Below are 17,147 nucleotides of genomic sequence, written 5' to 3'. Positions count from 1 at the left end.
ATTACAGTGGTCATTCTTATGGAGCCGACTTGTGAACTTCTCTGACAAGGTCGTTGCGAGAGTATTGGAAATCGAGGTCGATCTGTATCAAGCTTACGCCCGAATCATCTATGAGACGGACACTGAAGCATTACACGACTTCCGCATTGCTCTACGACGATTGAGAAGCTTGCTGAACCCTCTGGGCATGAATGAAGCGTGTTCGACACTCAACGGTGCCGCCGCCGAAGCGGGCAGGCTGACCACGCCGATAAGAGATTTGGAGGTCATGGCGGAGGAGCTGCAGTCGCATGGGCTTCTGCGGGCGGCTCATGCACGTCGCCTAGCAGTATCGAAGTCCTATCGGAGCCTCGACAAGCATCTCATCATCGACCGGCTATTTGAGGCGTTCAGCGACTGGCCTGCCACCTTCCGATTGGCCTTGCTATCTGAACAGAGTGACGGGCTGAAGGCGCGTACGACCAAGCGCATTGGCAAGCAATTGCGGCGACTCAGTGATGCCTTGAATGATCCTGGGCACGACCGCCACGAAATTCGGTTGCTGGTGAAGCGCGCTCGCTACTCTCTGGAGTCGTTCCCGAAGCTACTACCTGTGCCGCCCGAGTTGATGTCAGGCCTGAAGCAACTGCAAGGAGCGTTGGGTGACTGGCACGACCGTCACCAGTGGTGCCTGAAGGCACAGCATGAAGCTGACCTGCACCCCTTGGTAACAGAGTGGGGGACCGCTGAGGCGAAAGCGCTGGTCGAAGCGGAACGTGTCATTTCGTCCTTGGGCGGGCGTCTGTCGAAGTTCCTGGGCAAAAAAATGCTGCTTGAACACAAGCAGCATGGATATGTGACGCACCATTGGAGTAACTGCGCTCAGTATCTTGCCTACGTGTGAAGTTTCGGCGTCACTTTTTTGCCATGGATGTGGCAGCGACTGACAGGCAGCTAACGACCCATAGCGGACGTTTCCGAACACCTCATTGCCGATCTCATCTGTATTCACTATCTGCTTTCCGTGACCTGCAGAAGGGCCACCACAGCTGGGCACACCACGGATCACCAGGATCATTCGGAATGCCGTATCGCTCTGGATATCGGTCGCGAGTGAAATTCGCCGTTCCGAACAGCGTGTCCCAGATGAACAGCAGCTGGGCGAAGTTGTGATGGGGCGGCTTGCCGTGCTCATCAAGCTCGGCGTGATGTGCGCGGTGCGTGCTAGGCAACTGAACCAGTCGCTCTAGCAGCCAGGTAGCGGGAGCTAGCCAGCGCCATTTGTAGAGCACCTTGTCCCAGGCGAACGCGCTGTGCACCAATACGTTGGCGCAACCGAAAATCAGGTGTGCGATGAGCACCGCCTCGCCTAGGCCGAGATAGACGAGAGCCCCGGCGTACCAGATGTCCGGCATGAACAAGAACCAACGCCAGTTCTCCCGGTAGGCAACGCTGATGCTCATTGCCGTTGCGGTGTGGTGGGTACGATGCATGTGCCACATGAAAGGAATGGTGTGGCCTAGTCGGTGGTACCAGTAGTGCATGAAGTCAGCAGGGATGATGACCAGCAGAACAGCCTGCCAAAGTGGAAGTGTGCTCAGTTGGCCAACTGCGCCAGGTGCCAGTTGGGCCAGGATCAATGCAGCCCCGGCAATGATTGCTGGTTTGATCAGCAGTGCAAATTGGGCAAGGCTGATAGCGTCAACGGCAAGCTCGTCGGATTGGCGCCTGTTCAGCATGCGTCCGGCGAGCAACTCGAAGCTTCCCAGTAAAACCAGAAGGCCGCTGACAGCCCAGGTGTCCAGATGTGGCATCTAATGTCTCCCTCAAGATGTGAGGGAGAGTTTCAGCAATCCTGCAGCCAGCTTACTTGAAGGATTTTGTTGTTGTTCGCCTCTGAAGGGCGAAGCCCGAAAGTCCGCAGGCAGATGCGCGACAGGTGGGCTGAGTCGGCAAAACCTGCTTCATGAGCGACGGCGGTGGCTCCATTCGGGTCATTGAGCCCCTCCAGGGCACGCCGGAGCTTTCGCCACAGCAGCAATTTGCGCAGTGGCAAACCGAGCGACTCCTGTAGCCAGTGCGAGCAGTGTGCTTGGGTACTGGAATAGCGAGACCGGAATGCTCCCCAAATCTGCTCTGCGGTGCTGTCTTCGCCTGATGCCTCGACCAGTGACAACAGATACTCCAGGCGCGGGCTTGGTGTGATCTCTGGCTGCTCATGCAGAGCAAGCAACTCATTCAACGCGTCATCGAAGGTCTGCTGCGTGGTTGCGGAGGCCAGCCTGAAGCGAGAGCCAGCTGGTACGTCGACTCGAAGCGCCGCATCAGGGCTGCTACGGGCCCAGCGCAACATTCGTAGATACGACGGGTGGCTTGGCTCTACGGTGATGCTGGTATGCGGCTGCGGGCGCAGGAAACGGCGACGTATCTCGGGTGCCAACAGCCAAGCCTCCGAGCTGACGGCTGGTAAACCATCGATCTCCAACTCGAGCGGCTCGCCGTCAGCCAGCAACAGGGTCATGCCAGGGCGCTGGTTGTAGCCATTGGGCAAAGACTGCGCCCTGACGATGAATGCCGATTTCCCGATCAGCAGCTGGTTTGGTGCCATGGTGAACGTGTCAGCCTGACGATAAGTTGCACATGAAGTTTATGACCCAAACCACAACGCCCCCTTGCCGCTAAGGCGTACAGCCACCCTTGAGGTAGTTGCTCCGGATAGCGGGAGCTCCATTTTCAATCTCCACATCGGAGGCATACGCTTCCAACAGAAGCTCGCAATTGCCTCGTTGGGTTAACACCACGCCAGTCAATGTCGCGTCCCTGCTGATGCAATCGAATCCGCCCGTGACCGCATAGGTCGCCTGCTTTCCATTGATGCTGACCTGTCCGTCGCCAGAGGCCTTGCAGTCCCCCCAGCGCAGCCCGTCTGCAGAGATCGTGAGGAGGGCAGGACTCGATGCGGAGGATGCTTCGGCCCGCCAGTGACCATCGAACCAGCTGCCGGCAATCGGTTGCTCAATCCCTGCGACGGTTTTGTGGGCCTCGCTCGGTTTGTCGCACGCACTTAGCCACAGTACGGAGACGAGAAGCGGTAGCAACCCTATCAACCTGTTCATGATGTGCCTCCACATTGCATCAGGTGTTCGGGCCTGCCTTGCCTAGGAAGGCAGGAGTCTCACGCATTCACACCCCCTGTCAGCTCGGGGTGGTCACCACCTCTGCATGCCTGGGCAAGGCGATTGAAATGAGCGCGGCCAGGAGAACGAATGCTGCAGAGATCCACAGGCAGGCCACCAGCCCGTATGCCTGGAATACCCATCCTGAAAGCACTGTGCCAATCAGGCGGCCCATGGCGTTGGACATGTAGTAGAACCCCACGTCCAGCGATACGCCGTCTTCCTTGGCATACGAGACGATCAAATAGCTGTGCAGCGAGGAGTTCACGGCAAAGAGTGCCCCGAACAGCATCAGCCCACCCAGGAGCACGGCCTGAGCGGATAGATTCATATTTAGGCCGAGGGCGATGGCGGCCGGCAGCACCGCAAGCATCAGCGCCCAGATGAAGGCAGCACGACCGTCAGGGACGTGGCCGCGCTTCTTGCCGGTCAATGCCGGAGCGAAGGATTGCACGATGCCGTAGCCGATCACCCACGCGGCAAGGAAGCCTCCGACCAGCCAGAAGTCCCAACCCAGCGTCTCGCTCAAATAGACCGGGAGCGCGACGACGAACCAGACATCCCGAGCACCGAACAGGAACATCCGTGCAGCAGAGAGAATGTTGATTGCTCGGCTTTTGGAGAGCATGTCGCGGAACTTGGGCTTGGCCTTGGCTTTGCCCAGGTCTTTTTTCAGCGACAGCATGCTGCCGATCCAGATGAGGGCTAGCACCAGGGCCATGGCCAGCACGGCGCCTTTGAAACCGAGCAAGGCCAGCAGCGCGCCACCCAGGAAGAAGCCCACGCCTTTGAGCGCATTCTTCGAGCCTGTAAGGATCGCCACCCACTTGTAGAGCTTGCCTTGCTGCGCGTCCGGAACCAGGAGCTTGATCGAGCTCTTGGCGCTCATCTTGTTGAGATCCTTGGCAATCCCGGAGAGCGCTTGGGCTCCCATAACCCACGGTATCGTGAGCAAGGCAGACGGCACGGTGAGCATCAGCAGCGCCACGACCTGCATGGCGAGTCCGATGTTCATGGTGCGGTTCAGTCCCAGCCGCGCCCCCAGGTAACCGCCAACCAGATTGGTGACGACACCGAAGAACTCATAGAACAGGAACAGGGCTGCGATCTGTAGCGGCGAGTACCCCAGAGAATGGAAGTGGAGTACCACCAGCATGCGCAAGGCGCCATCGGTGAGCGTGAAAGCCCAGTAGTTGCCCGTTACCAGCAGGTACTGGCGAACTTCTGGTGAGAGCGACGATAGCGCCTTCATGATCGAGCCCTGCTCCTTCAGCCAGCCAGGCCGACCAGCTTCGCCAGTTCGACAGTGCGGTTGGCGTAGCCCCATTCGTTGTCGTACCACGCATACAGCTTCACTTGCGTGCCGTTCACAACCATGGTCGAAAGTGCGTCGATGATCGAGGAGCGCGGGTCGGTACGATAGTCGATGGAAACCAACGGGCGCTCCTCGTAGCCGAGGATGTCCTTCAGCTCGTTCTCGGCGGCGCGCTTGAGCAACTGGTTGACCTCGTCCACGCTGGTTTCCCGCTCTACTTCAAAGACGCAGTCGGTTAGCGAAGCGTTTGCCAACGGGACGCGAACAGCGTGGCCATTCAGGCGGCCGCGCAGCTCCGGGAAGATCTCCGCAATCGCGGTGGCGGATCCGGTAGAGGTGGGGATCAGGCTCATACCGGACGCACGAGCACGACGCAGATCCTTGTGCGGCTGATCCAGGATGCTCTGGGTGTTGGTCAGGTCGTGGATAGTGGTGATCGAACCATGGCGAATGCCAAGGTTTTCGTGGATCACCTTAACCACCGGCGCGAGGCAGTTGGTGGTGCAGGAGGCTGCCGTCACGATGCGATGCTGAGCCGGGTCGAACAGGTGTTGGTTGACGCCCATAACGACGTTCAGCGCACCTTTTTCCTTGACCGGCGCACTCACGACAACGCGCTTCACACCTTGATTCAGGTAGGCCTGCAGCACGGCAACGGTCTTCATCTTGCCACTGGCCTCGATGACCAGATCGCAGCCCGACCAGTCAGTGTCAGCGATGGCCTTGTTCGCCGTGATCTTGATGCGCTTACCACCAATAACCACCGAGTCACCGTCGGAGCTCGCTTCGTGATGCCAACGACCGTGAACCGAGTCGAAGTTGATCAGGTGTGCGTGCGTCGCAGCATCGCCCGCCGGGTCATTGATCTGTACGAACTCAAATTCAGGCCAGTCCCATGCCGCGCGCAGCGCCAGGCGACCGATACGTCCGAAACCATTGATGCCTACTTTGATGGCCATGTTTTTGTTCTCGAGTGCGGTTAGCGAGCGTTCGGCGATTTTTTGTCGAACTGGCTGATGTAGTTAATGTGTGCAGGGTGCTGAATCGCACGGGGCCGAAGCGCTTGTACCTGGGCAACGGCTTCGCGCATGGACATGCCGCACTCGATCAACAGCTGGGCTGCGATCAGGCCTGTGCGACCAGAGCCGCCCTTACAGTGGATGGCGATCTTCTGGCCGCCATTGACCAGCTCCTTGAGGCGATCTCGATTGGCTTCCCACGCTGTGGAGAAAGCCTCACCGGGCGCCTGGTCATCCTCCACGGGCAGGTGGAACCATTCGATCCCTTGCAGTTGGCATTCCTCGGGAAGTAGATCGACTTCGTTCTGCAGCAGTTCTTCTTCTGGCATCAGGGTCACCAGAGCTACCGCGCCGGCATCGCGAAGCGTGGCCAGCGCCTCGGACACCGACGTGTCCTTGGTGCCGGGGCACGGAGTGAAGATCAGTTGGCCGCTCATATCGGACGCGGTAAGAACGGAATACGGATGCGATTGCACGTTCAGAAAGCCTCAGATGGATCGTTGATTGACACGTTTGGATAGCTCTTCCGCCGACTCCTTGCGCTCGGAGTAGCGGTCGACCAGGTAGTCGGCGCGATCACGCAGTAGCAGGGTGAACTTCACCAGTTCCTCCATCACGTCGACGACTCGGTCGTAGAACGGAGAAGGCTTCATGCGACCTGCCTCGTCGAACTCCAGGTAGGCCTTGGGTACGGAGGACTGGTTGGGGATGGTGAACATGCGCATCCAACGGCCAAGCACGCGCATCTGGTTAACGGCGTTGAACGACTGCGAACCGCCACAGACCTGCATCACCGCCAGGGTCTTGCCCTGAGTGGGGCGCACGGCGCCCATGCTCAGCGGAATCCAGTCGATCTGCGACTTGAACGCTCCTGTCATGGCGCCGTGGCGCTCCGGCGAGCACCAGACCATGCCTTCCGACCAGAGCACCAGGTCACGCAGTTCTTTGACCATGGGATGGTCATCGGACACATCGTCCGGAAGCGGCAGACCTGACGGATTGAAAATCCGCGTCTCGGCTCCGAAGTGCTCCAGCAAGCGAGCGGCCTCCTCGGTCAGCAAACGGCTGAAGGAGCGTTCGCGCGTCGATCCGTACAGCAGGAGGATGCGCGGTTTGTGAGTCGATTTCTGCTCAATAGCCAGTTTGTCCGGGGACGGCAGATCGATCAGTTCGCTGTCGATATTGGGGATATGGTCATTGGCCATGATTTCACTCCTGGGAAAGGGCGCCAGAGGCTTGATCGAACCAGCGACGCTTGAGCCACCAGGCAACGCCGACCAGAGAGATCAGTACAGGTACTTCAACCAGCGGCCCGATCACGGTCGCAAAGGCGACGGGGGAGGCTAGGCCGAAGGTGGCGATGGCCACGGCAATGGCGAGTTCGAAGTTGTTGCTCGCGGCGGTGAACGCCAGCGCGGTGGTGCGTGGGTAGTCGGCCTCCAGCAGCTTGCCCATCCAGAAGCTGATGAAGAACATCACCACGAAGTAGATGGTCAGCGGGATCGCGATACGCAACACGTCCAACGGCAGTTGCAACACCATGTCGCCCTTGAGGCTGAACATCGCAACGATGGTCAGCAGCAGAGCTACCAGCGTCAGAGGGCTGATCTTCGGAATGAAGCGATCCTGGTACCAGGCTGCACCCTTGCGGCTGATCAGGATTTTCCGGGTCAGGAAGCCAGCCAGGAACGGGACGCCCAGGTAGATCAGTACCGACTGCGCGATGTCGACGAAGCTCGTTTCAATGACGCTGCCTTCCAGGCCGAACAGGGGCGGCAACACGCCCAGGAAGATCCAGGCGTACACGCTGAAGAACAGAATCTGGAAGATGCTGTTGAAGGCGACCAGGCCCGCAACGTACTGGTTATTACCGCCCGCGATCTGGTTCCACACCAGCACCATGGCGATGCAACGCGCCAAGCCTATGAGGATCAACCCCGTCATGTACTCGGGCTTGTCGGAGAGGAACACCACGGCCAACACGAACATCAGTACCGGGCCGATCACCCAGTTCTGAATCAGTGACAAGGCAAGAATGCGCTTGTCCTTGAAGACTTGCGGCAGCTCCTCGTATTTCACCTTCGCCAATGGCGGATACATCATGACGATCAGGCCAATGGCGATGGGGATATTGGTCGAGCCCACTGACAGGCTGTTGAGCCAAGCCGGCAGCCCCTGAAAGAAACTGCCGAGCGCTATACCAAGCCCCATGGCGAGAAAGATCCAGATCGTCAGGTAGCGATCCAGGAAAGAAAGACGACTCTTGCTCATGATGGGTCTCCGTAGCTTCAGAGCGTGCCGATGCGTGCCAGTTCTGCCTTCAGCTGGGCGGCATCGAGTTGTTCAAAGGGCAGTGCGAGAAACGCCGAGATGCGCTGCTTGATGTGCTCGAGCGTGGCATCGAAGGCAGCATCCATCTCTTCCTCGCTACCTTGCAGATCGGACGGGTCGGCAAGTCCCCAATGGGCCTTCACAGCGGGCCCGAAGAACACGGGACACGCCTCGCCGGCTGCCTTGTCGCAGACGGTGATTACGAAGTCCGGTGCCAGGTCGGCATGTGAGTCGGTGGACTTGCTGCTTAGACCATCAGTGGCGATGCCGGCGCGCTGCAGGGCTGTGATGGACAGCGGATTCACTTCCCCCTTGGGTTGGCTACCGGCGCTGTACGCCTTCATGCCGGCCGGGGCCAAGTGATTGAAGACAGCCTCAGACAAGATGCTTCGGCAGCTATTGGCGGTGCAGAGGAACAGAACTTTCATCGAATCTTCTCGGCAGTCTTCAGCAGCAGGCAGCAACACGCTCGGGGCGGTCGCCCATGGTGTCCAGTCGCTTGGAGCTCGTGCTCAACCAATGGCGGTTGGCCTCAAGCGTCGTTACGAGAATCTCGCGTACCCAGGCGGGCAGGTTTGGATGCAGTCGGTAGTACACCCACTGGCCTTGCCGGCGGTCTTCCAGTAGCCCACAGGTACGCAACTGAGCCAGGTGGCGAGAAACCTTCGGTTGGCTTTCATCCAGGGCACAGGTCAGTTCGCAGACGCAGAGTTCTTCCTCGCGAGCGATCAACAGCATCATCCGGATGCGGTTTTCGTCAGCCAGGCATTTGAAAACCTGGGTCGGAGTCAGGGAGTCAGTCATGGCGGTTCTCAGTGTTTGGTCTTCACAAGGACGAACATCTTGATGCGCTCGTGAATCTCGTGAAGCGTGTGACGGAAGGCGTCGTGGTGATTGCTGGTCACCGGGTCTTCGAAGTTCCATTCCAATGCCTCGCCAGCCCCTGGAGGGGTTTGGCATTCCTGAGCGGCTTTGTCGCAAAGGGTGATGACGTAGTCGAAGCGTTCACCTGCGAACTCTTCGATGGATTTGCTGCGCAGTCCGCTGGTATCGATGGCGAGATGATCGAGGGCCGCATAGGTTCGCGGATCGATCATTCCCGGCTGAGTGCCAGCACTGAAAGCCTCAAAGTGCTCACTGTCGGTATGCCGAAGCAGCGCTTCCGCAAGTTGGGAGCGAGCGGCGTTAGCGGTACAAATAAACAGGACGCGGATTTTGTCAGTCATCTCTGAGTGCTCGAACGTATATGTTTTTTCGAATATACGTTTTTCCGCATAAATTTCAAGTGACGATTCTGTGACGGTTGCCGTGAGGCGACGTTTGGAGCAGAGAGCCTGACGTGACTTGTTGGGGCGAGGTTGGGGCAATAGGTCGTCTACTGCCACGTTTGACTCGACATTAGTGCCGAGCACCCCAGAAGCCTCTCAGCCTTGGTGGTGCTCGGCGCAGCCTTTAGCTGTGTCCGACCAGCGATTGCAGACGATCTATGCCGACAGGTTCATCTTTCAGCAGCGGGACAACCGCGTAGCGGGAAGAGTGCTTGGTAGCAACCGCATTGATCTCGCGGCGCTCATTCTCTGCTCTTCTGAGCAGCAATGCGGATCTTGGCGCTGCTGCCGCGACGCTGTTGTTGATCACCCAAGCCCATGGCTCGATTCCTGCGCGGCGCAAATCGTCCTGCAGGTTGGCCGCCTCCAGAACGGGGGTGGTTTCGGCAAGCGTTACCAGGAGCACCTTGGTCTGCTTCGGATCCTGCAACTGCATCATCGGCGTGGTATAGCCCACCTTCGTGTCGCCCATCTGGCGGACAATCTCGCGGTGATAGGCCCCTGTGGCGTCCAGTAGAAGCAGGGTGTGTCCTGTGGGTGCCGTATCCATCACGACGAACTTCTTGCCAGCTTCCCGGATGACTCTGGAGAAGGCCTGGAACACGGCGATCTCTTCGGTGCAGGGCGACCGCAGGTCTTCCTCCAGCAGGGCACGGCCTTCCGCATCGAGACTGGCGCCTTTTGTCTTGAGCACGTGCTGACGGTATCGCTCGGTCTCTGCCTGAGGATCGATTCTGCTGACCGTGAGGTTCTCCATGACGCCTTCAAGCGTCTCCGCGAGATGCGCTGCCGGGTCAGAAGTCGTGAGGTGCACCGGAAGGCCTCTGCGGGCCAGGTCGACTGCCACCGCTGCGGCCATGGTGGTCTTTCCTACACCGCCTTTGCCCATCAGCATGATCAGACCGTGCCCTTCGGCGGCGATGTCATCAACGAGCGGCGACAGCTTCGGTAGGTGCAGCTCGGTGTTCGTTTCGGTCTCCGTGACTGGCCCAATGGCCACATCAAGGAACAGGTGCTTCAGCGCATCGAGCCCCACCAGGTTGAAGGGTTTGAGTGCCACCTGATCGAGCGGAAGGCTACGAAGTACCTCCGGTATTTTCGCTAGAACCTGTTGCTCCCGCTGGTAGATGGCGGCGGCAAGCTCGTCGCCTTCTGCAGCGGCGGCCGGCAACACGCCATTCACCACCAGGTACTGCTGCTTCAAGCCGATATCGGCAAGCTCCTCATGGGTGCGCGCAACTTCGCGAAGCGCAGCATTTTGGGCTCGTGCAACGAGTATGAGGCGAGTACGTACGGGATCAGCCAGCGCTGCTACAGCCGCCTTGTACTGGGCGCGATGCTTTTCCAGCCCTGCGAGAGGCCCCAGACAGGAGGCATCGCCCTTACCGCTCTCCAAGAAGCCGCTCCAGGCTCCAGGAAGCTGCAGAAGGCGGATGGTGTGCCCAGTCGGCGCGGTGTCAAAAATGATGTGGTCGAATTCAGCGATCAGCGCGTCATCGGTGAGCAGTGAGGTGAACTCATCGAAGGCTGCGATCTCAGTGGTGCAGGCTCCGGAAAGTTGCTCCTCGATACCTTTCACGACGTCTTCGGGCAGGACACCTTTCACCGGCCCGACAATTCTGTCGCGGTATGCCTGAGCTGCCTGCTGGGGATCGATTTCCAGTGCAGCGAGACGGGGGACTTCCCTGATCTCGGTGACCTTGTTGCCGATTTCCGTACTGAAAACTTGGCCCACATTGGACGCTGGATCAGTGCTGACCAACAGAACGCGCTTGTTCTCGCCGGCCAGTTGGACGGCAGCAGCGCAGGCGATAGATGTTTTGCCGACGCCGCCTTTGCCAGTGAAGAAGAGGAAGCGGGGTGGGGATTGAAGAAATTGCATGGAATCCTCCTATCAGCAGCAACGACCAGAAGAGCAGCATCCGTTGCTCTCCGAGTCCGTAGAGGGTGAGGCTTGAACGGCGGCCCAGTGAGCCAGCTCGGTGCGTGACGGATAGCGGCCTGCCATAACGATTTCGCCATCCACCAGGGTCAACGGCAGGCTGCCTTGGCCGGAACGCTGCAAGAAGTCGCGAACAGCGGATTGCTCAGCAAAGGCCTGAGGCTCATGCGCCAGATTGAAACGCTGAACATTGGCGTCTTGCCGGATTGCCCACTCGACATCACTCGCGAAGGTGACAAGGGACTGATCCACTTCAACCCCGCAAACGCCTGTGCTACAGCACAAGGCGGGATCGTATATCTGGATGAGATGCATGCTGGTTCTCCAATGACGACTGATGAAAAGTCAAAGAGCACCAAGGCTTGTGGTTGTTATATGCCAGCTTCGCTTCGCCGGTTTTGATCAAGGGCACGCCGGCGAAGCGTCGATGGGAAACGAGTTCTTATGAGCGACTCGTTGGTGTGCAGCAGGTCGATTTCTGGGCCACAACTGCAGCGGGAGACTCTTGCGTACCACAGCAACTGGCCTGCGCCGGTGCTGCGGGTGCACAGCAACTCGACGACTGCTCCTGTTCTTCGAACTGAAGGCTGCAGACTCCCGTTTCGGGTAGTTCGAGCTCGACACGCCGAGCAGCTTCCCAGTCGCCCGCGAGCCCTGCCGCTACAGAGCGAACTTGCTCGTAGCCCGTTAGCATCAGGAAGGTAGGGGCCCGGCCGTAGCTCTTCATTCCGACAATAAAAATCCCCTCGTCAGGATGAGAGAGTTCATCGATGCCATGTGGGCGAACCGTCCCGCAGCTGTGCTCGTTCGGATCAATCAGCGGGGCCAGTTGGGTTGGGCTTTGAGTGGCAGGATCAATTGCCAGCCTTAGCTCGCCCAGCAGCTGAAGGTTGGGCCGGAAGCCCGTGGCTACGATGATTTCGTCGACTTCCGGCAGTTTTTCGCCATTGCTGTGAACGACGAGTCCTTGGCCAGTGGCATCAACCCGGTTGATCGATATGCCCTGGAACAGAGTGATCTTTTCCTGTTCGAGCAAGGCTCGAATTCGAAGGCCCAGGTTGCCGCGCTCGGCGAGCTTGTCGTTGGCACCACCGCCCAGAATTCTCTCCAGAGAGTGGCCACGGATGCCCCAGAACACCTTGGTGCCGAGCAGTCCAACCAGATCCTGCAGGGCGTTGAAGGCGGAGTGGCCGCCACCCACGACCAGTACACGGCGGCTCTCATAGCGCTCACGTGCACCGCCGGTTACATCGGGAATGCCATAGGCAATATGCGAGCTTGCTTCCAGCTCGCCCAATGCGGGAATACCCGAGGCGCCCATCCAGTTCGGAGTTTCATAGGTACCGGAGGCATCGATCACGGCGCGAGCGAGGATGTCCTGTTCACCGTTGGGGCCAGCAATGCGCACTAGGAACGGTGAAGCGGCACGCCCCTTGGTTTTCAGCGCATCAGCCCCTGCCTTGCTCACCGCGAGGACGCGAGTATTCAGACGTGTCCGCTCCCGGATCACCGGAAGAGCAGCGAGCGGAAGGAGATAGCGATCCAACAGCTCGCGCCCGGTGGGATATGTGTCAGGACGCGGAGCTTCCCAGCCAGTCGCGGCCAGAAGCTTGGCCGCCTCCTTGTCTACGTTGTATTCCCAGGGCGAAAACATGCTGACGTGCCCCCACTGGCTGATGCTTGCTCCAGCCTGATTTCCTGCCTCAATGACCAGCGGATTCAGATCACGAGCCAGGAGGTGGGCAGCAGCGGCCAGTCCAACTGGGCCGGCGCCAATAACGACAACGGGAAGGTCAGTCAGGCTCATGCTGATTCTCCAGAGGCAGGTTGATTCGAAGAGATGACCCGCTCGACGATGGCGCAGTCCAGCCAGCGGCCTTCCAGGCAAGCGTGTTTCTCGTAGACGCCTACCTGTCTGAACCCGCAGGAGCGGCAGAGCGCGAGGCTCGCCTCGTTGAAGGTGAAAATCCGAGAAAGGACTTTCCAGAATCCGCGTGCTTCTACCTCGGCCAACAGGGCATTCAAGAGTACTTTCCCGATACCACGACCTCGCACATCCCGGCGCAGGTAGATCGAGAAATCAGCGATACCGTCATAGCAGGAGCGCGCGCGATAGCTGCTCAAGTTCGCCCAGGCAACCACTTCACCATCAAGCTCAACCACCAGAACTGGGTAGCGCGACATATCGGCCACCTTGGGCTGCATGTCCTCGACGGTGCGCGGCTGGGTCTCGAACGTGGAGCTGCGATCTTCGATGCCTTGGTTGTAGATATCGGTGATGGCTTGGCTATCACTGAGCTTTGCGAGGCGGACTAGCATCGTGCTTTCCTTTTGATTGGTAGTAACAACAATATAGTTAAAAAAGGGGGAGCTACCCCCTCACTTGTCCTTGGTCTGACCTGGGCAGCATTCACTGACAAGGCCACAACGAATCTCGGCAGCTCGAGTGAGCTGACGCAGTAAAGTCAGCGCACCCTGGCGAACCTCGGCTGGCATGCCGCTGATCATTTCCTTCTCTTCAGCGATCAGGTCGGCTCGAATGCGTTCGTACAAATCTGCGCCGGCTTCAGTAGCTTGAACTCGTACTGCACGGCGGTCTTCTGGATCTTCAACGCGCGACACGTAGCCCTTGCGCTCGAGGGTATCGACCACCCGGCTCGCAGTGCTCTTGTCCAGGAACATCTCCTCAGCGAGTGCCTGGAGGCGGAGCGGCCCCTGCTTCACCAAGGTCTCAACGGCGTAGCACTGAGTCACTGAAACGTCGTAGCAGCAAATACGATCACGGTCTCTGAACTGGTAGACCCGCACCAGTTGGTTTAGCGCTTCATACAGGGCTTCGGCATCCTGGCTCAGGTCGTCGGTACGCTTGTTCGGCATGTCATTTCCAATTGGTTGTTACCTGCAACAATATTCCGAGAGGATACAGCGGTCAAGCTATTGCCGCCTCCGATTGACCAGAAAGGTCACGTTGGTCTAGCTTGGTTGCTACTGACAACTATGCGTGCAGGGTGCCGTGACTCAGCTCGAATCGAACGTTCCAGACGCCCCTAATCGTCTCCGGTTGGTTTCCGTATTGGGCATAACCCAGATCTTTGCGTGGGGCTCCACCTTCTACCTGCCGGCAGTGCTGGCGAGCCCGATTGCACGGGACACTGGTTGGTCTCTATCGGCAGTTGTCGGTGGTTTGTCCTGGGGGATGTTAGTGGCAGGACTCTGCTCGCCCATTGCTGGCCGCCTGCTTGATCGGCACGGAGGGCGTGTCGTACTCGCCTTCAGTTCGTTGATGCTGAGCGTGGGTCTCTTGGTGATGTCCACGGCAAGCAGTTTGTGGGTTTACTACTTGGCCTGGTCGATTCTTGGGCTGGGGATGGCCACTGGTTTGTACGATTCGGCCTTCGCCACACTAGGTACGCTGCTGGGAGCGCGCGCTCGTGGGGCGATCACGGGACTCACCCTAATTGGCGGGTTCGCGAGCACTGCCGCGTGGCCCGCCATGGCTGCACTTGAATCCTGGTGCGGGTGGCGGGAGACCTGTTGGGTGCTCGCAGCGGTACATGCAGTGATCGGCCTGCCGATCCATTGGCTGGCAGTCCCCAAGCCTGTCGACGCGGCGAGAGACGCGCCGAAGCAGAGGCAGGGCGGCCTCGCTTTGGATCGATCCACTCGCCAGCTCTTCTGGTTAGTGGCTGGCCTACTGACGGTCATTGCATTCGTTATGGCAAGCCTTTCAGTTCACCTACTGGCGTCATTGCAGCAGCTTGGGATTCCGACCGTAACAGTGCTGGCAATCGGCATGGTGATCGGCCCAGCTCAAGTGGTGGCGAGGGTGCTGGAGTTCTCCCTTGCGCGACATCTCCATCCAACCTGGTCTGCTCGTGTTGGCGTGCTGATAAGCCTGCTCGGTATCTGCCTACTCATCCCAGGAACGCCCTGGCTGGCATTCGTCGCTGCTGCGCTCTATGGGGCGGGCGTTGGAATCCTGACTATCGCGAGAGGGACACTGCCGCTGGTACTTTTCGGCGCCGAGGGCTACGGGGCGAGAATGGGAGTGTTAGCACGACCAATGCTTCTGGCGCAGGCCGCCGGGCCATTTGCGGTAGCGTTTGTGCTGAGTGGACAAGGAGCACCGGTGATGCTCGTCCTTATGGCGGTTCTGGTCGCCATCGCATTGTTCGCGAGTCTCAAGCTACCGACAAGGTTGTTGGTTTGAGGTTAGCGCGATGTCCGCTATTGGCTGTGGATTCAATCCGTGAACGCAACACGTTGAGCTCCTAGTCTCGCAATGCATCAAGCGAGGATAACAGCCTCTTTAGCTGTGCAAACTCATTCCCCTTTAGCACGTCGTACTCACCCACACTGCTGAGCAAGTAGACGTCCCTGGCTTTCTTGACTCGATCTAGAAGCGGTAAGACTTGGCTCGAAGCAAGCTCCAGAAAATCGTTGATGTCAGCACGCGTCTTCGGGAATTTGTAGCCCTTCTGACAGCTCGCGATGATGACTTCGGCATCCCTCAGTTTTGCAATACCGCTGGATCGAATCTTCTGCTCGCCAAGATCTCCAAAGCCTCGATCAGCTAGGTGGTCGGCGATTTCCGCAGTCGAAACATACTCGTTGCCAATGAACTCGCTCCGAAAGCGGAGGTAGTCCAGGATACAGAGCTGGAGCCGCTGATCTTCATCAGGGTGCTGGCCTATCTCTTCCGTGAATCTATCGGCCTGCTTGACTGCTGCCTGATGTACCCGATGGTCTGCATAGTCTGCCCCGTCCATTGGCGGCAAGAGCGATTGATACTTTGGAGGCCACTCGAGAATGCCCAGCGTGATGTCTCGCAGGATGGTTTTATACGCTCCTTCAACATCACTAGGCGCCTTCCCCTCGTAGATCTGAGCGATGGAGCCAGCGAAGAAATCTGCAACCTGGATCAGGACGTCATCTTTGCTGCTCTTGGTTTGAAAGGCCTCCTCCCTGAAGAGGTCATCCACATAGCGGGCTTCGACATAGCCTTTCAAGCCGGCCTGAAACTCCGCCCCACCGTGCTCATCGACCGTCATGTGCAAATTTTCACAGTGGTTGAAAAGCCGCTCGTAAAGCAGTCCGTTCACGTACTTGATGAAGGACCGCTTGAATTTCAGACCGCCATCGCGGTGCACACGGCTCTTGTCGACCACCATCACGTAAAGTTTTAAGGGAAGCTCAGCAAGCTCGAGCAGGATTCGCTTCCGACGCTCTGAATCCTTAGCTTTAAGATTGCTGGACTTGATCTCGCCCGTTTGGAAGTTGCGTGCCCGGATCGCCTCAGCGAGCTCGTAAGCTTGGTGAAGATTTTTCTCTACGATAATCACTGAGCAGACAACGAAATATCCGGAACTGCCTGACTTAGAGGTGTCCAGATCATGATTCCCTGACTCATCGACGAAAGCGAATGTCCGCCCCACTGAATAGCTCCCTGCTCGTCGTTCAACAGCGCTGCATTAGCCTAGCAGGCGATACAAGGCCAGTGGGCGGTAGCGTGTAACCCGAAATTTTGGTCGCTTTGTCATCTGCTCAACTGCACCCAAGGTCTTCTCTGCCTTCTTAGCGGATGAGATCTGTGTGGCGGCACTTTAGTACCCCCAAGCTAAGCCAGCTCCTTCAGACTCCTGACGTCGGAGACAATAGCTTCCGTGTGGAGCAGGCAACACCTTTGGCAGACTTTAAGGGGTAATCACCACCAGCCGGCGTGGGCCTTTGCCACCGGGGATACGTTTCGACAACCTTATCGTGACGATTAACGTCATCGTCAGCACTGGTACCTATCTCGAATTACGCGATCATAGTAGGAGCCAATGGAGCCAGCGCTCATCAGGCCTTGGTACACCTCCGGAGGTACGCCGCAGAAATCGTAGGTGCGCCCTTGCTTGAATTTGATTTTCATTCGACGCGTAGTCGGGTCATAACCAACGGCTGCGATAGCGGAAGATCGGACAGGGATCATCAGCATATGGCTCTCCTTTATTGGCGTAGTGACTCGTTGCCCTTTTCTTTGTATTTGCAGGTCTAAAACACTCTATGACCTAG

General features: G+C 58.2%; 20 protein-coding genes. 2 read left to right on the top strand and 18 right to left on the bottom strand.

The features are described 5' to 3' along the window. The first annotated feature begins 31 nt into the window (after positions 1 to 31). Positions 32 to 883: a CHAD domain-containing protein gene (locus tag IG194_RS09355; protein WP_058487528.1), complete on the top strand. Its 852-nt coding sequence runs from the start codon at positions 32 to 34 to the stop codon at positions 881 to 883. A gap of 94 nt (positions 884 to 977) precedes the next feature. Here IG194_RS09355 and IG194_RS09350 read toward each other — a convergent pair whose 3' ends face one another. The 16 genes from IG194_RS09350 to IG194_RS09275 all read right to left on the bottom strand — a co-directional run bounded on the left by IG194_RS09350 (position 978) and on the right by IG194_RS09275 (position 13,967). Then, positions 978 to 1,793 carry a sterol desaturase family protein gene (locus tag IG194_RS09350; protein WP_058487527.1) on the bottom strand — a complete coding sequence of 272 codons (816 nt, stop codon included), beginning with the start codon at positions 1,791 to 1,793 and terminating at the stop codon, positions 978 to 980. A 32-nt stretch (positions 1,794 to 1,825) separates the two neighbouring features. Then, a complete protein-coding gene (locus IG194_RS09345; protein WP_058487526.1) occupies positions 1,826 to 2,587 on the bottom strand; it encodes a helix-turn-helix domain-containing protein in 762 nt (253 codons plus the stop codon). Between the two features lie 70 nt (positions 2,588 to 2,657). After that, complete coding sequence (locus tag IG194_RS09340) at positions 2,658 to 3,095, bottom strand: hypothetical protein (RefSeq protein ID WP_058487525.1); 438 nt, start codon at positions 3,093 to 3,095, stop codon at positions 2,658 to 2,660. Positions 3,096 to 3,174: 79 nt separating this feature from the next. Next, the gene (gene arsJ / locus IG194_RS09335; protein WP_058487524.1) at positions 3,175 to 4,407 is read right to left on the bottom strand and encodes an organoarsenical effux MFS transporter ArsJ; all 1,233 of its coding nucleotides are present in this window, start codon (positions 4,405 to 4,407) and stop codon (positions 3,175 to 3,177) included. Between the two features lie 17 nt (positions 4,408 to 4,424). Beyond that, complete coding sequence (locus tag IG194_RS09330; RefSeq protein WP_058487523.1) at positions 4,425 to 5,429, bottom strand: ArsJ-associated glyceraldehyde-3-phosphate dehydrogenase; 1,005 nt, start codon at positions 5,427 to 5,429, stop codon at positions 4,425 to 4,427. Positions 5,430 to 5,449: 20 nt separating this feature from the next. Further along, positions 5,450 to 5,926: a cyclin-dependent kinase inhibitor 3 family protein gene (locus IG194_RS09325; protein WP_058487522.1), complete on the bottom strand. Its 477-nt coding sequence runs from the start codon at positions 5,924 to 5,926 to the stop codon at positions 5,450 to 5,452. 51 nt (positions 5,927 to 5,977) lie between these two features. Beyond that, the gene (arsH, locus tag IG194_RS09320) at positions 5,978 to 6,694 is read right to left on the bottom strand and encodes an arsenical resistance protein ArsH (RefSeq protein ID WP_192353646.1); all 717 of its coding nucleotides are present in this window, start codon (positions 6,692 to 6,694) and stop codon (positions 5,978 to 5,980) included. A 4-nt stretch (positions 6,695 to 6,698) separates the two neighbouring features. Further along, the gene (arsB, locus tag IG194_RS09315) at positions 6,699 to 7,760 is read right to left on the bottom strand and encodes an ACR3 family arsenite efflux transporter (RefSeq protein WP_058487520.1); all 1,062 of its coding nucleotides are present in this window, start codon (positions 7,758 to 7,760) and stop codon (positions 6,699 to 6,701) included. A gap of 17 nt (positions 7,761 to 7,777) precedes the next feature. Further along, positions 7,778 to 8,248 carry an arsenate reductase ArsC gene (locus tag IG194_RS09310; RefSeq protein WP_058487519.1) on the bottom strand — a complete coding sequence of 157 codons (471 nt, stop codon included), beginning with the start codon at positions 8,246 to 8,248 and terminating at the stop codon, positions 7,778 to 7,780. A 19-nt stretch (positions 8,249 to 8,267) separates the two neighbouring features. Further along, positions 8,268 to 8,624: a metalloregulator ArsR/SmtB family transcription factor gene (locus IG194_RS09305; protein ID WP_058487518.1), complete on the bottom strand. Its 357-nt coding sequence runs from the start codon at positions 8,622 to 8,624 to the stop codon at positions 8,268 to 8,270. 8 nt (positions 8,625 to 8,632) lie between these two features. Further along, a complete protein-coding gene (locus IG194_RS09300; RefSeq protein ID WP_058487517.1) occupies positions 8,633 to 9,046 on the bottom strand; it encodes an arsenate reductase ArsC in 414 nt (137 codons plus the stop codon). A gap of 226 nt (positions 9,047 to 9,272) precedes the next feature. After that, positions 9,273 to 11,030 carry an arsenical pump-driving ATPase gene (gene arsA, locus IG194_RS09295; protein ID WP_058487516.1) on the bottom strand — a complete coding sequence of 586 codons (1,758 nt, stop codon included), beginning with the start codon at positions 11,028 to 11,030 and terminating at the stop codon, positions 9,273 to 9,275. A 12-nt stretch (positions 11,031 to 11,042) separates the two neighbouring features. After that, a complete protein-coding gene (gene arsD, locus IG194_RS09290; protein ID WP_082996185.1) occupies positions 11,043 to 11,405 on the bottom strand; it encodes an arsenite efflux transporter metallochaperone ArsD in 363 nt (120 codons plus the stop codon). Positions 11,406 to 11,532: 127 nt separating this feature from the next. Beyond that, positions 11,533 to 12,897, bottom strand: a complete 1,365-nt coding sequence (locus IG194_RS09285; RefSeq protein ID WP_058487515.1) for an FAD-dependent oxidoreductase — start codon at positions 12,895 to 12,897, stop codon at positions 11,533 to 11,535. Beyond that, positions 12,894 to 13,409: an arsinothricin resistance N-acetyltransferase ArsN1 family A gene (locus IG194_RS09280; protein WP_058487514.1), complete on the bottom strand. Its 516-nt coding sequence runs from the start codon at positions 13,407 to 13,409 to the stop codon at positions 12,894 to 12,896. Before IG194_RS09280 ends, IG194_RS09285 begins: the two co-directional genes overlap by 4 nt. A 60-nt stretch (positions 13,410 to 13,469) precedes the next feature. Further along, positions 13,470 to 13,967 carry a MarR family winged helix-turn-helix transcriptional regulator gene (locus IG194_RS09275; RefSeq protein ID WP_003109836.1) on the bottom strand — a complete coding sequence of 166 codons (498 nt, stop codon included), beginning with the start codon at positions 13,965 to 13,967 and terminating at the stop codon, positions 13,470 to 13,472. A 136-nt stretch (positions 13,968 to 14,103) separates the two neighbouring features. On the opposite strand from IG194_RS09275, the gene IG194_RS09270 reads away from it, so the two are divergent. Further along, complete coding sequence (locus tag IG194_RS09270) at positions 14,104 to 15,300, top strand: MFS transporter (RefSeq protein WP_141679695.1); 1,197 nt, start codon at positions 14,104 to 14,106, stop codon at positions 15,298 to 15,300. A gap of 61 nt (positions 15,301 to 15,361) precedes the next feature. Here IG194_RS09270 and IG194_RS09265 read toward each other — a convergent pair whose 3' ends face one another. Continuing rightward, positions 15,362 to 16,525, bottom strand: a complete 1,164-nt coding sequence (locus IG194_RS09265) for a DUF3800 domain-containing protein (RefSeq protein ID WP_058487512.1) — start codon at positions 16,523 to 16,525, stop codon at positions 15,362 to 15,364. Positions 16,526 to 16,869: 344 nt separating this feature from the next. Next, on the bottom strand, positions 16,870 to 17,064 hold the full coding sequence (locus IG194_RS09260) for a KTSC domain-containing protein (RefSeq protein ID WP_225617216.1): 195 nt from the start codon (positions 17,062 to 17,064) through the stop codon (positions 16,870 to 16,872). Positions 17,065 to 17,147: the final 83 nt, after the last annotated feature.

The sequence above is a fragment of the Pseudomonas sp. ADPe genome (assembly GCF_014843515.1).
Lineage (GTDB): Bacteria > Pseudomonadota > Gammaproteobacteria > Pseudomonadales > Pseudomonadaceae > Pseudomonas > Pseudomonas citronellolis.
This window is presented reverse-complemented; position numbering and strand designations above follow the sequence as displayed.